Here is a 12334-nt window from a genome sequence, read left to right as displayed (position 1 = left end):
TGAACGACAGTTAGAACTTCATACCGACGCCGAAGGTGACGCGGTTGTCGCTCTCTTTGACCTTGGTGCCGACACTGTCGAAGCTCTTGGAACCGAAGTCGGTGTAGCGGTACTCGACACGGCCGAACACATTGTCGGTGATCTTGATGTCGGTGCCGACGCCGGCCGTCCAGCCGAGCATGGTGTTGCTGTCGCTGTCGCCGGGGACCGAGACCTTCTGGTTCTTCAGGGCGCCGCCGCCGGTGCCGTAGAGCAGGATTTCCGGGGTCACGGCGTAACCCAGACGGGCGCGCAGAGAGCCTTCGAAGCCGCCCTTGGAATTGACGCCGCCGCTGTCACCCTTGACGCCATTGTAGCCGAGATCGGCTTCAGCACCGTACACGAAGTTTTCCTGCTGCCACTGGTAGCCGCCGAAAACGCCGCCGACAAAGCCCTTGGTCTTGATGTCGGGGCCGCCGTCCTGGACTTTGGCATGACCGCTGAAGCCGTAGCCGGCGCTGAGACCGGCATACGGGCCGGCCCAGGAAGCGACGGGGAGCTCGGCGATCGGGGCCGGCGCCGGGGGCTCTTCCGAGACGACATCGGCAGCAAAAGCGGTACCGCTGAGGGCGAAGAGCCCGAGCGCAACCGCGAGCGGCGCGAATTTGAGATTGGTTTGCATTGTTGTTTACTCCTTAAGCCACAAGACACGTAGGCCTGTTTGTCCTGAGCGCCATCAACCCGTCCGGGGGGTGAAACGGATCTGGCACTCAACGGTTCCGAATGTCGTGTCAAAATGCGGCGGCAGCGAACCTGAAAATGGGTCATTCCCCGGCACGAATGAGGCCGAAGCTTGACGTTGCATCTTCGCAACAGCGAAATGTCAGTACGCAGGCGATGCTGCACTGCACTCGGCTTGGTGCAACGGGTTCAGCGTCCTATATTGCGGTCCTGCCGACCCGAATCCGGGGCGGTGCCGGCGGCGAAAAAGCCGTTTCGCCACATTCCTGCCCCAGGTGGAAACGGCATTTAACCCCTGGACGCGTCACAATGTGCCGCCAGCCGAATTGAGGCGCAGATTGAGGATTGACAGATGATCGAAGCCGCCGGAACGGCGCTGGTGACGGGCGGGGGGAAGCGGATCGGCAAGGCGATCGTCGAGGATCTGGCCGCGCACGGTTTTGCCGTCGCCATCCACGCCAACCGCTCGACCGCCGAGGCCGACGCGCTGGCTGCGAACATCAGGGACGGAGGCGGCCGCGCCGGCGCGGTAGCCGCCGATCTGACCGACATGGATGCGGTTGGCGATCTCGTCGGCCGCGCCGCGGCAGCGCTCGGCCCGGTCACGCTTCTTGTCAACAATGCGTCGCTGTTCGTCGACGATAGCGTCGAGGACTTCGACTGGGCGGCATGGGACCTTCACTTCGCCATCCATGTGAAGACGCCGGCGCTGTTGGCGCAAAACTTCGCCCGCGCCTTGCCGCCAGGGCAGGAGGGGCTGATCGTCAACATCATCGACCAGCGCGTCTGGCGGCCGACGCCGCGCTATTTCTCCTATGCGCTGTCGAAGTCGGCCTTGTGGACGCAGACCGAAATGCTGGCACAGGCGCTCGGTCCGCGCATCCGCGTCAACGCCATCGGTCCCGGTCCGACGCTGAAGAATACGCGCCAGGAAGATCATGATTTCCAGAAGCAGGTCGATGGCCTGATTCTGGAGCGCGGCCCGCAATTGGCCGAATTCGGCGCCACCATCCGCTATCTCTGGGATGCGCGCTCGGTGACCGGCCAGATGATCGCGCTTGACGGCGGCCAGCATCTTGCATGGCAGACGCCGGATGTGACAGGCATGGTGGAATGAGTCCCGCAGACCAGAAACACAAGACGCGCGCCGGCGCCGCCGACGATATGCCGCCCGAGATCAACCTTCAGGATGAAGCGGTCGAGGAGATCGTCGAGCCCGAGGCCACCGGGCCCGATGTCGCCTTCACAGCGATAGACTGGGCGCCGCATGCCGGCGACGCCGACGGCATGGTCGGCGCCGAGGTCATCCAGACATTGGTCAAGCGGCTGCCCAATGCGCCCGGCGTCTACCGCATGATGAACGCTGCCGGCGACGTGCTTTATGTCGGCAAGGCGCGCAGCCTGAAGAAGCGGGTGACCAACTACGCGCAAGGCCGGTTCCACACCGCCCGCATCGGCCGCATGGTGCGCGAGACATCGACGATGGAGTTCGTCGTCACCCGCACCGAAATCGAAGCGCTGCTGCTCGAGGCCAATCTCATCAAGCGCTTGCGGCCGCGTTTCAATGTGCTGATGCGGGACGACAAGTCGTTCCCTTACATCCTGTTGACCGGCGATCACGTCTCGCCCGGCATCTACAAGCATCGCGGTGCGCGCTCGCGCAAGGGGGACTATTTCGGACCTTTTGCGTCGGCCGGCGCGGTCGGGCGCACCATCAATTCGCTGCAGCGCGCCTTCCTGCTCAGGAGCTGCACCAACTCCTTTTACGAAAACCGCACCCGGCCGTGCCTGCTCTACCAGATCAAGCGCTGTGCCGGTCCATGTACCGGGGAGATCTCGCATAGCGACTATGCCGAGCTGGTCAGCGAGGCGAAGGATTTTCTGTCGGGCCGCAGCCAGAAGGTGAAGACCGAAATCTCTGCCGCCATGCAGCAGGCCTCGCAGGAGCTCGATTTCGAGCGCGCCGCCATTTATCGCGACCGGTTGGCTGCACTGTCCCATGTGCAGAGCCATCAGGGCATCAACCCGGCCACGGTCGACGAGGCCGATGTCTTTGCCATCCATCAGGAGGGCGGCCAGGTCTGTATCCAGGTGTTTTTCTTCCGCACCGGCCAGAACTGGGGCAACCGCGCCTATTTCCCCAAGGCCGATCCGGCACTGGAGGGGGCGGAAGTGCTGGGCTCGTTCCTGGCGCAGTTCTATGACGACAAGCCGACGCCACGGAACATCCTTCTGTCGCGAGGCGTCCAGGATCAGGAACTGTTGGCCGAAGCGCTGTCCACCCGCGCCGGCCGTAAAGTGTCGATCTCGGTGCCGCACCGCGGCGAGAAGAAGGATTTGACCGACAACGCGCTGCAGAATGCCCGCGAGGCGCTCGGCCGCCGCCTGGCCGAAACCTCCACGCAAGGCCGGCTGCTCGCCGGCTTTGCCGAGACCTTCGGCCTGCCGAAGCCGCCGGTGCGCATCGAGGTCTACGACAATTCGCACATTATGGGCACCAACGCCGTTGGCGCCATGGTCGTCGCCGGGCCGGAAGGGTTTGTGAAGAACCAGTACCGCAAATTCAACATCCGCTCGACCGAGATCACGCCCGGTGACGATTTCGGCATGATGCGCGAGGTGATGGAACGGCGCTTTTCGCGGCTGCTGAAGGAACATGGCGATGTCGTTCCCGACGACGCGGCAGCCGGTGGAGCAGGCGACGACATCGAGGAAGACATCTCCGGCAGCTTCCCGGCCTGGCCGGACGTCATCCTGATCGATGGCGGCCAGGGCCAGATGAGCGCGGTGCGCAAGATCCTCGCCGACCTCGGCATCGAGGATCGCGTGGCGGCCATCGGCATCGCCAAGGGCCAGGACCGCGATGCCGGCCGCGAGCGTTTCTTCGTCAGAGGCAGGGACTCGTTTTCGCTGCCCGTCCGCGATCCCGTGCTCTATTTCGTCCAGCGGCTGCGCGACGAGGTGCATCGCTTCGCCATCGGTTCGCACCGCGCGCGGCGCAAGAAGGAATTGGTCAAGAGCCCGCTCGACGAGATCGCCGGCATCGGTCCCGGCCGCAAGCGCGCGCTGCTGCTGGCCTTCGGCACTGCGAAGGCGGTCAGCCGCGCGGCAGTCGAGGATCTGGTCAAGGTCGACGGTATTTCAGAGCAGGTCGCCAAGCTCGTCTACAATCATTTCCATGAGAGCTGAGCGCCGGTGACGCCGCTGTCCCGATCAAATGGCAGCAGCCGTTCTTTTCTCGCAGGCCACTCGAATCCCGGCAATCGCGCGCTATTTTCGTCTGGCCAATCGAATCTCGCCTGTTGACCCCCTACATCCGGTTCTGATTTGAGTACGCAGGCAGAAAGAGTCCCTGAGATATGGCCAAGCGCGCGTTCAACCTGCCTAACATGCTTACCTATGCCCGCATCGTCGCGGTGCCGCTGGTGGTGCTGTGCTTTTTTCTCGAGGGGCATCTGAAATCGAGCGACTTCGCCCGCTGGTCGGCGTTGATCATCTTCCTGCTGGCTTCGATCACCGACTATCTCGACGGCTATCTGGCGCGCGCCTGGCAGCAGACGTCCAACATCGGCAAGATGCTGGATCCGATCGCCGATAAACTGCTGGTCGCCACCTGCCTGCTGCTGCTCGCCGCCGACACCGACCGCCATGCCGGCATCGCAGGCTGGTCGTTGTGGGCGGCAATCATCATCCTGTGCCGCGAAATCCTGGTTTCGGGGCTGCGCGAATATTTGGCGGCATTGAAAGTCTCGGTGCCGGTGACGCAGCTCGCCAAATGGAAGACCGCCATCCAGATGGTCGCCATCGCCTTCCTGCTGGCTGGGCCTGCCGGCGACAAGATCTTCCCTCTGACCACGCAGACCGGACTGGTGCTGCTGTGGATCGCAGCCCTCGTCACGCTCTACACCGGCTACGACTATTTCCGCGCCGGCCTCAAGCACATCATGGACGAGTGAGATGATCACCCGGCTCATTTATTTCGCCTGGGTGCGCGAACGGATCGGCAAGCCGGAAGAGGATGTCGAACTGCCCGCCGGTATCGAGACGGTGGCCGACCTCCTGCGCTGGCTGAAATCGCGTGGCGAGGAATATGAGCACGCGCTGCAATATCCTGATGTGATCCGCGTCGCCATCAACCAGGAACATGTCGAGCATCGCGAGAAGATAGCCGGCGCGCGCGAGATCGCGCTGTTTCCGCCGATGACCGGGGGCTGACACCATGTCCGGCGCGCCGACGGTGCGCATCCAGCGCGACGATTTCGACGTTGCCGCCGAGATCGCGAAACTGACCGGGGGTCGCGCCGACATCGGCGCCGTGGTGTCCTTCTCAGGACTTTGCCGCGACGAGCAGGGCCAGCTGTCGGCGCTGGAACTCGAGCACTATCCAGGCATGGCCGAGGCCGAAATCAGCCGGATCGCCGGCGAGGCGCTTCAGCGCTGGCCGTTGCAAGGCCTGACCGTCATCCATCGCCACGGCAAGATCGCACCGGGCGAAAACATCGTGCTGGTGGTGGCGGCGTCCTCGCACCGGCAGGCGGCGTTCGAAGCGGCCAATTTCCTGATGGATTTCCTGAAATCGCGTGCACCCTTCTGGAAGAAGGAGCACCGCGTGGACGGCACCGATGGCGGCTGGGTCGAGGCCAAGGACGCCGACGACCAGGCTGCGGCGCGCTGGAAGGCGCGGCCCGAATAAATCTCGGCGCAGCCATGTATTGACCGCATTCCCTTGGCCAAATCGCATCGGCAAAAAGGGAGCAAGGGCATGCTGGACAGGATCGCCGAATTCTTCGTCTTCGGTTTTGTGCCGCTGGTTATCGGCGTTCTGGCCGTTCCCGAGCCTTCCGTCGCCGCCGAGAAAACCCTGAAGGGCGAGGTGATGTATCGCGAGCGCATCGCGCTGCCGCCCAACGCCGTGCTGTCGGTTCAACTTGCCGATGTATCGCTGGCCGATGCGCCGGCCGCCATTGTCGGCGAGCGCAAGGTAGCGCCGGCCGGCCAGGTGCCGATCAAGTTCGAGATCAGCTTCGATCCAACGGTGATCCGGCCCAACATGACCTATGCGCTGCAGGCGCGCATCATCGCCGACGACAAGCTGCTGTTCGTCACGGACTCGCGCTATCAGGTCGATCCGCTCAGCGAGGCGCCGCAGGCCATTGTGCTGAAAATGGTGGCGCCGAGCGACAAGCCGACCTCGGCCTCGCTGTTCGGCCAGAGCTGGCTAGTCGAATATATCGACGGTATCGGCGTGATTTCGGAGCCGCAGGCGACGTTCCGGGTCAGCGAAGCCGGCAAGGCGGGCGGCAGCGGCCCGTGCAACGCCTATTTCGCCACCGCCAAGGTCGATGGCGAGACCATCGTCATCAGCGACATCGGCTCGACCTACAAGGCCTGCGCGCCGGAGATCATGGCCGAGGAAAAGGCGCTGTTCGAGGCGCTCGCCAAGGCGGCGTCATACCGTGTCGATGGCGGCAAGCTGATCATCGCCGACAAGGACGGCCACGATATCTTGCGCTTCAACGCAGCGAGCTAAGAATCAAGACTGCGGCGGCGGGGGCGCCGGCGTCAGGCCGAACCGGCGCATCAGGTCCATCAGCCTGGTGCGGTCTGGCGGGCCGCCAGTGCTGAAGATGGCGAAGGCCTCGCGAAAATATTCCGGGCCGATCGCCGCCGGTGTCACCACGCACAGCACCTTGGCGGTCGCGGCGGTGTCGTTGTCGAAGCGATGGACCGCGCCGCGCGGAATGCACAGCGCCTGCCTAGGCCCGATATCGTGCCGGTGTCCGTCGACGGTCAGCGTCAGCACGCCTTCGATCCCGTACATCGTCTCTTCATAGTGATCGTGGCTGTGCGCCGGGGCGGGCAGGCGCTGCGAGCCGGCGACCGTCAGTTCGAAGGCGGCGATGCTGCCGTTCGACTGGTCGCCGGTAAGCAGGAAGCGCACGGCAAGGCCGCCATGGCTGATTGTCTCGTCGGCCGGATTGACGCTGATCTGGCTAGCTCTGTCTAGCATTTCATCCTCCCACGTGGTAAATTGAATTTACCGAAATGAGTAAACTCAATTTACCAGAGTGTCAATGCCATTATCCGCGGAAGAACCGCCAAAGAAGCCACCGCTGATCGGTGCACTGCTGCGCGTTCCGGCCATGGCCATTCACCGCAAGCTGATCAGGGATCTCAGGGCGTCGGGTTTCGAGGACCTCAGCCCGCCGCATATGGCGGTGATCCAATATCCCGGCCCGGATGGCCTTCGGCCGAGCGCGCTCGCCGAGCGCGCCGCGATGAGCAAGCAGGCCATGAATCAACTGCTGAAGACGCTGGAAGCGATGGGTTATATCACTCGCTCGGCGGCGCCCGATGAGAGCGGCGGGACCGTCGTCCACTTCACCGATCGCGGGCGCGCCGCATACCAGAAGATGGCCGACATCCTGCTCGACGTCGAGCGGGAATGGGCGCAGGAGCTTGGGCAGAAGCGCTTCACCGAGCTGAAAACGCTGCTCGGCGACCTCTGGGACACGCCGCTGATCCGCTAAGGGAGCGGGCCAAAAACAAAAAGCCGGGGTTTTGCCCCGGCTTTCATAGTCAAACCTGTCTATCGGCTCAGCCGACGATCTCGGTGTCCGAGAACCAGTACTTGATCTCTTCAGCAGCGGTTTCCGGCGCGTCGGAGCCGTGCACGGAATTCTCGCCGATCGACAGCGCGTGGACTTTGCGGATGGTTCCTTCGGCGGCGTTGGCTGGATTGGTCGCGCCCATCACTTCGCGGTTCCTGGCAATGGCGTTTTCGCCTTCCAGCACCTGCACGATGGTCGGCGCCGACGACATGAATTCCACCAGTTCGCCAAAGAACGGACGATCCTTGTGCACGGCATAGAAGCCTTCGGCCTCGCGGCGGCTCATCCACACGCGACGTGAGGCGACGACGCGCAGGCCGGCCTCTTCCAGCATCCTGGTGATGGCGCCGGTAAGATTGCGCCGGGTCGCGTCCGGCTTGATCATGGAAAAGGTGCGTTCGAGCGCCATGGGGTCGTCCTTGTCTTGAGATGAAAGTCTTGAGATCGGAATGTGGAGTGGCGGGCTCTATACAAGCCGCCCGGCCCATTGCCAAGGGGACGCGCCCCGGCAGCGTTATTCGGCCGCGACCGCCCGCATGGCTGTTCGCAACGCCCTGGTCAAAGGCAAGGCTTTGCGGGAAAATGGCGATTGCGCAGGCACGCACGGTTTCGAAGGGAAATCAGCGGAACGGAAAGACATCGGACCATGTTTGACGGGACGCGCTGGCCTACCACCACCCCAGGCCGGGCGACATAAAAGGGAGCCTATTGATTATCGGCATTTTTGCTGCCGTGGGCCTTGTTCTGCTGCTCTTTCTGGGTCGCCGCACAGATACGAACTTCGGCTTCGGCCCCGAATGGCAATGCACGCCGATGCCGAAGGGCGACCCGATCTGCGTGAAGCTGGTCGGCAAAGACGGCGCGAAGTGACTGTCAGTATCACTACCGCCTGATCACTACCGGCGGCCGCCGGCGCTCCCAGCCCTCGCGCTCCAGCGTCGGCATCTCATGCTCCTCGCTGGGATAGCCGAGGCAGAAATAGCCGATCAGCGTCCACTCAGGCGGGGTGTCCAGGATTACGGCCATCTCGGCGGCGTCGAGGATCGACACCCAGCCCATGCCGATGCCTTCCGCCCGCGCCGCCAGCCACAGTGTGTGCACCGCCATGACGGCCGAATAGTCGATGGTCGCCGGCATGGACATGCGGCCGAGCCCATGGCCCTGTTGCGTCGTGCGGTCGGCGAAAACCGCGAACTGGCAGGGCGCTTCATTGAGACCGGCGAGCTTCAGCCGGGCATAGAGAGCGGCGCGCTCGCCTGAAAAGCATTCAAGAGCTTCGGCATTGCACCGCTCGAAACAGTCTCTCACCGCGCCCCGCCGCTCGGCGCTCTCGACCACCACGAAGCGCCACGGCTGGCTGAGACCGACGGACGGCGCGATGCTGGCAAGCTCCAGCAGCCGCTCCAGCGTACCCTCGGGCAAAGCCGTCCGCTCGAAGCGCCGCACATCCCGGCGCCAGCGCAGCAGCGTGACCAGCCCGGCGCGAAAATCATCGGTGAAATCGGGGGGTGGTGGCATGGCGATCAGGAGATTTGTGTGGGCAGTAGGCAGTAGGCAGTAGGCAGTACAGCGCTCGGACCCTATTGCCTACTGCCTATTCCCTAAGCTGCTGCCGCCGCCTCCTTTCAGCAATGCCGGTTGAACGGACGGGTCGCGTCTCGTCCGACGAGTTCATGGAACAGAATGGTCATTGGCGGCTGCGTCCTCGCGGTCTAATTAGGCGCGTGCGGCTGAAGCGGAACTCGTCGGCGGGAAAAAGATGAAACAGCATTTCATGATGTTCGCGGCCTACAATCAATGGGCCAATGGCCGCATCTACGATGCCGTCGCCGCACTTGACGAAGAAGAGTTCAACCGCGATGTCGGCGCATTTTTCGGCTCGATGATGGGAACGCTCAACCATCTGCTGGCCACCGACCGCATCTGGATGAAACGCTTCACCGGCGAGGGCGACGCGCCGGCAAAACTCGACGCCATCCTGCACCGCGCGTTGCCTGGCTTGAAGCTGGCGCGTGAGGCCGAGGACAGGCGGATCGTCGACTGGGTCGGCGGTTTGACCGAAAAGGCTTTGTCCGGCCGCTTCTCCTACATGACCGTTTCCGACATGCGCACCGTCTCGCAGCGGCTGGCGCCGGCGCTGGGACACGTCTTCAACCACCAGACCCATCACCGCGGCCAGGCGCATACCATCCTGACCATTCTCGGCCGGCCTTCGGTGCAGCTCGACCTGGCGTTTTTCCAACGCACCGACGAAGGCCGCGCCTACGCCTGATCTCCTGACCGCGCTTCCCGTTTAAACGCACGGGAGCGTTAACCGGTGCATTTGCGCGACCGTCGATGCCCGGCACCAGCTCTGGATCCAAGCCGGGTTTTGAGGACCCTGTCGGCACAACGCTGCCCGGTGACGGGGCCAGGTGGCTGGGCTGTCGGTGGCCCGCCTTTTGTGGGCCTTCGGCTCCAGGCCGCCGCAGCCACAACCCGCTCCAACTCCGGTGGAATTTCTGTTTAGAGAATTAAACAAAGTTTAAATATTGAAGCAAAAACATATTTTTTTTTAGCAGACCAGTGTACGCCTTGAGAACTACAATCCTTATTCTTGGAAAAAATAAAGAAACTATAAGGAAGACTCGTGCGTAGCTGTGAGTGCATAAGCATATGTCTGCTTTGGTTTGCTGGCATGTTGCAATGCACAAAGCAGAACGGCAACAAGGAGAGTGTCATGGTTAATATCACTCAAAAAATCGCTAGAACACTGGCGGCGGGTGCAATTATCGTCATTTTTGCCGCTCCCGCGAATGCAGGCGGCGGAATTGGCGTCGGTGTCGGCGCATCTATCGGCGGTGCTGGCGGCATCAATGCCGGTGTTGGCGCTTCGATCGGCGGCAGCGGCGGGGTCAAGGCCGGTGCCGGCGCCTCGGTTGGCGGCAGCGGCGGTATCAAGGCGGGTGCTGGCGCAACGGTCGGCGGCAATAGCGGCGTTACTGCGGGCCTCGGCGCCTCAGTCGGCGGTAGCAGCGGCATCAAGGCCGGCGCTGGCGCGACGGTCGGCGGAGCCGGTGGCATCAAGGCCGGTGTTGGGGCCACGGTCGGCGGCAGCGGAGGTATCAATGCCGGTGTCGGCGTCAACGTCGGCAGCGGCATCAACGTCGGTGTCGGCGTCGGCATTGGCGGAACGCCGGGCACGCCCGGTACGCCCGGTACCCCCGGCACTCCAGGAACTCCTGGAACACCAGGCACCCCTGGGACACCCGGTGTCGTCGCCAGCATGTCGAACAGCCAGCTGACACGTATGAAGAAGCGCTGCGTCGATGTGCTCGCGAGCGAGGGCACCTACGACAGCGATCTGCGGCAGCTATGCCTTATGATCTCGCGTCGCTGAGACAGGTTTCGCCGGGAGTGTCGAGCCAGCCGTGAGGCTTTACGGCACTCTCCTACCGCATGGCCCAGACTTCCCGAGGGACATGCGCTGACGAGAAGCCTCCGGCCAGTCGGAAAGCCCGCCGCGCAAGTGGCGGGCTTTTTGTCGCCACTCACAAGGCAACCGATCGCGCCTTTCGATTGCCGGAGCGTTTTATCGTTTAACGGAAACGGTGAAACGCGCTATCCCTTTGTCTTGGTAATTCTCAGGGAAAGCGCCCACGCGCTTCTCCCGGGAAAGCTGCTCACACTTTCCTGGAATTGTTCTGGTTAACCACATTCGAATTGCAGGTAAGATTTTAGGGTTTCATTTGTGTTCCCGCTGCAAAATGGCGAACACAGTGGGAGAAATGGCATGCGGGTCGATCTTTCGCCCACGAGCTTGGGCAGGGTCATAGCAGTCACGGTTGTCGGCACGGCGATCTGTATCGCGGCGGCCTTCCTTGTCGATTCCTACAATTTTCCGTCGCTGTCGCCCGAAGCGTTGCGCTGGGCGCAGCTCACCGACCTGTTGCTGCCGCTCGTGCTGGGTGGATCGTTCTTCTCTTTCCTGATGTACAAGATGCGCCAGCTGGCGATCGCCCAGAAGAATCTGAGCATCGTCGCGGCGACCGACAGCCTGACCGCGGTGTTCAACCGCGGCGCGTTTTCGATGCTGGTCGAGGCCTATCTCGAACAGGCGCGCAGCCAGGCCGTCGTCGATGCCGGCGCCCTGCTGATCGTCGACGCCGATCATTTCAAGACCATCAACGATCGATTGGGCCACGATTGCGGCGATCAGGCGCTCAAGCTGATTGCGCAGACGATCAAGGCCCAGCTGCGCGGCGCCGACATCGTCGGGCGCATCGGCGGCGAGGAGTTCGCCATCTTCCTGCCTGGCGCCGACCCGTCGCAGTCCTGGCTGGTTGCCGAGGGGATCCGGCGGCGCATCCGCGAGGTCGAGTTTGCCCCGGATGGACGGCCCTGTCCGCTCTCGGTGAGCATCGGTGGCGTCGCCTTCAGCGGACCCACCACCTATGCCGACATGTTCCTGACGGCCGACCGGCACCTCTACAAGGCCAAGTCCAACGGCCGCGACCAGGTCAGTTTCGAAACGACCGGGCCGCGCAGCCTGCTCGCCGGCGACCCGACGTTGCATTGAAATGCGGGGGCCAGGCGAGGCTCCGGTCGGGCGCAGGCGCTTTCCAAACGGATCGCGGCAATGCGACCTGGAATACGCAACGGCGCCGTCAGCTTCCATGGTGTCGACTGCAGCAGGCCTCGTTCCTTAACGCAAGTGTCTCGGTCTGCTGGTTGGCGCTGCGATCCGTTGGCCTACCGCATCGATATGATGCCTTCAGATGTACCTAGTCCTCGCTTGCTGCGTCCGCCGCTGCTTGCGGGTTGGCCGTCCATTTCTGCTTCGAGGTGTGATCAACGCGATGGCGAAACGGTGGCTGCAGCGTCGCTCGCTATCGCGCGTGGTACCCGCCTCGGCGGCTTGTACCGTTATCCAGTGCTCATAGATCGGATGAGTCAGGAATCCAGAAGTCGGCCTAAACTCGTTTAACGGGCATTTACTTAGAGAAGAAATAATTCGTAGAGTG

The 12334-nt window shown here is 62.9% G+C and carries 15 protein-coding genes; 11 read left to right on the top strand and 4 right to left on the bottom strand.

What is annotated here, in order from left to right; translation table 11 throughout:
• Positions 1-10 precede the first annotated feature (10 nt).
• Entirely contained in the window at positions 11-661 is a 651-nt protein-coding gene (locus tag X757_RS141660) for an outer membrane protein (protein ID WP_023673452.1), read from the bottom strand.
• A gap of 411 nt (positions 662-1072) precedes the next feature.
• On the opposite strand from X757_RS141660, the gene X757_RS141665 reads away from it, so the two are divergent.
• From X757_RS141665 to X757_RS141690, 6 genes are all read left to right on the top strand, one after another.
• On the top strand, positions 1073-1837 hold the full coding sequence (locus X757_RS141665) for an SDR family oxidoreductase (RefSeq protein ID WP_023727332.1): 765 nt from the start codon (positions 1073-1075) through the stop codon (positions 1835-1837).
• Positions 1834-3909 carry an excinuclease ABC subunit UvrC gene (uvrC, locus tag X757_RS141670; RefSeq protein WP_023727331.1) on the top strand — a complete coding sequence of 692 codons (2076 nt, stop codon included), beginning with the start codon at positions 1834-1836 and terminating at the stop codon, positions 3907-3909. The genes X757_RS141665 and uvrC overlap by 4 nt, the downstream gene beginning before the upstream one ends.
• A gap of 170 nt (positions 3910-4079) precedes the next feature.
• On the top strand, positions 4080-4676 hold the full coding sequence (gene pgsA, locus X757_RS141675) for a CDP-diacylglycerol--glycerol-3-phosphate 3-phosphatidyltransferase (protein ID WP_023673449.1): 597 nt from the start codon (positions 4080-4082) through the stop codon (positions 4674-4676).
• 1 nt (position 4677) lies between these two features.
• On the top strand, positions 4678-4935 hold the full coding sequence (moaD, locus tag X757_RS141680; RefSeq protein WP_023673448.1) for a molybdopterin converting factor subunit 1: 258 nt from the start codon (positions 4678-4680) through the stop codon (positions 4933-4935).
• 4 nt (positions 4936-4939) lie between these two features.
• Positions 4940-5413 (top strand): molybdenum cofactor biosynthesis protein MoaE, encoded by a 474-nt coding sequence (locus X757_RS141685; protein WP_023673447.1) that lies wholly within the window; start codon positions 4940-4942, stop codon positions 5411-5413.
• Between the two features lie 69 nt (positions 5414-5482).
• Positions 5483-6250: a YbaY family lipoprotein gene (locus X757_RS141690; RefSeq protein WP_023727330.1), complete on the top strand. Its 768-nt coding sequence runs from the start codon at positions 5483-5485 to the stop codon at positions 6248-6250.
• Between the two features lie 3 nt (positions 6251-6253).
• On the opposite strand, the gene X757_RS141695 is transcribed toward X757_RS141690, so the two are convergent.
• Positions 6254-6730, bottom strand: coding sequence for a cupin domain-containing protein (locus X757_RS141695; RefSeq protein ID WP_023701902.1), 477 nt, complete (start codon positions 6728-6730; stop codon positions 6254-6256).
• 64 nt (positions 6731-6794) lie between these two features.
• On the opposite strand from X757_RS141695, the gene X757_RS141700 reads away from it, so the two are divergent.
• On the top strand, positions 6795-7250 hold the full coding sequence (locus X757_RS141700) for a MarR family winged helix-turn-helix transcriptional regulator (protein ID WP_023727329.1): 456 nt from the start codon (positions 6795-6797) through the stop codon (positions 7248-7250).
• Between the two features lie 67 nt (positions 7251-7317).
• Here X757_RS141700 and ndk read toward each other — a convergent pair whose 3' ends face one another.
• Positions 7318-7740: a nucleoside-diphosphate kinase gene (ndk, locus tag X757_RS141705; protein WP_023684731.1), complete on the bottom strand. Its 423-nt coding sequence runs from the start codon at positions 7738-7740 to the stop codon at positions 7318-7320.
• A 299-nt stretch (positions 7741-8039) separates the two neighbouring features.
• Between ndk and X757_RS1000000168170 the strand changes: the two genes are divergently transcribed.
• On the top strand, positions 8040-8201 hold the full coding sequence (locus tag X757_RS1000000168170; RefSeq protein ID WP_023727328.1) for a hypothetical protein: 162 nt from the start codon (positions 8040-8042) through the stop codon (positions 8199-8201).
• Between the two features lie 12 nt (positions 8202-8213).
• On the opposite strand, the gene bluB is transcribed toward X757_RS1000000168170, so the two are convergent.
• Complete coding sequence (gene bluB / locus X757_RS141710) at positions 8214-8849, bottom strand: 5,6-dimethylbenzimidazole synthase (protein WP_023727327.1); 636 nt, start codon at positions 8847-8849, stop codon at positions 8214-8216.
• Between the two features lie 241 nt (positions 8850-9090).
• On the opposite strand from bluB, the gene X757_RS141715 reads away from it, so the two are divergent.
• The 3 genes from X757_RS141715 to X757_RS141725 all read left to right on the top strand — a co-directional run bounded on the left by X757_RS141715 (position 9091) and on the right by X757_RS141725 (position 11889).
• A complete protein-coding gene (locus tag X757_RS141715; protein ID WP_023673440.1) occupies positions 9091-9603 on the top strand; it encodes a DinB family protein in 513 nt (170 codons plus the stop codon).
• Positions 9604-10050: 447 nt separating this feature from the next.
• Positions 10051-10710, top strand: a complete 660-nt coding sequence (locus tag X757_RS141720; RefSeq protein WP_023684735.1) for a hypothetical protein — start codon at positions 10051-10053, stop codon at positions 10708-10710.
• A 393-nt stretch (positions 10711-11103) separates the two neighbouring features.
• Positions 11104-11889, top strand: a complete 786-nt coding sequence (locus X757_RS141725; protein WP_023684736.1) for a GGDEF domain-containing protein — start codon at positions 11104-11106, stop codon at positions 11887-11889.
• The last annotated feature ends 445 nt before the right edge of the window (positions 11890-12334 follow it).

It is taken from the genome of Mesorhizobium sp. LSHC412B00 (assembly GCF_000503035.1).
In the GTDB taxonomy this organism is placed as follows: domain Bacteria; phylum Pseudomonadota; class Alphaproteobacteria; order Rhizobiales; family Rhizobiaceae; genus Mesorhizobium.
Note: the sequence above shows the minus strand (reverse complement) of the source record. Positions and strands in the feature narration are given on the sequence as shown.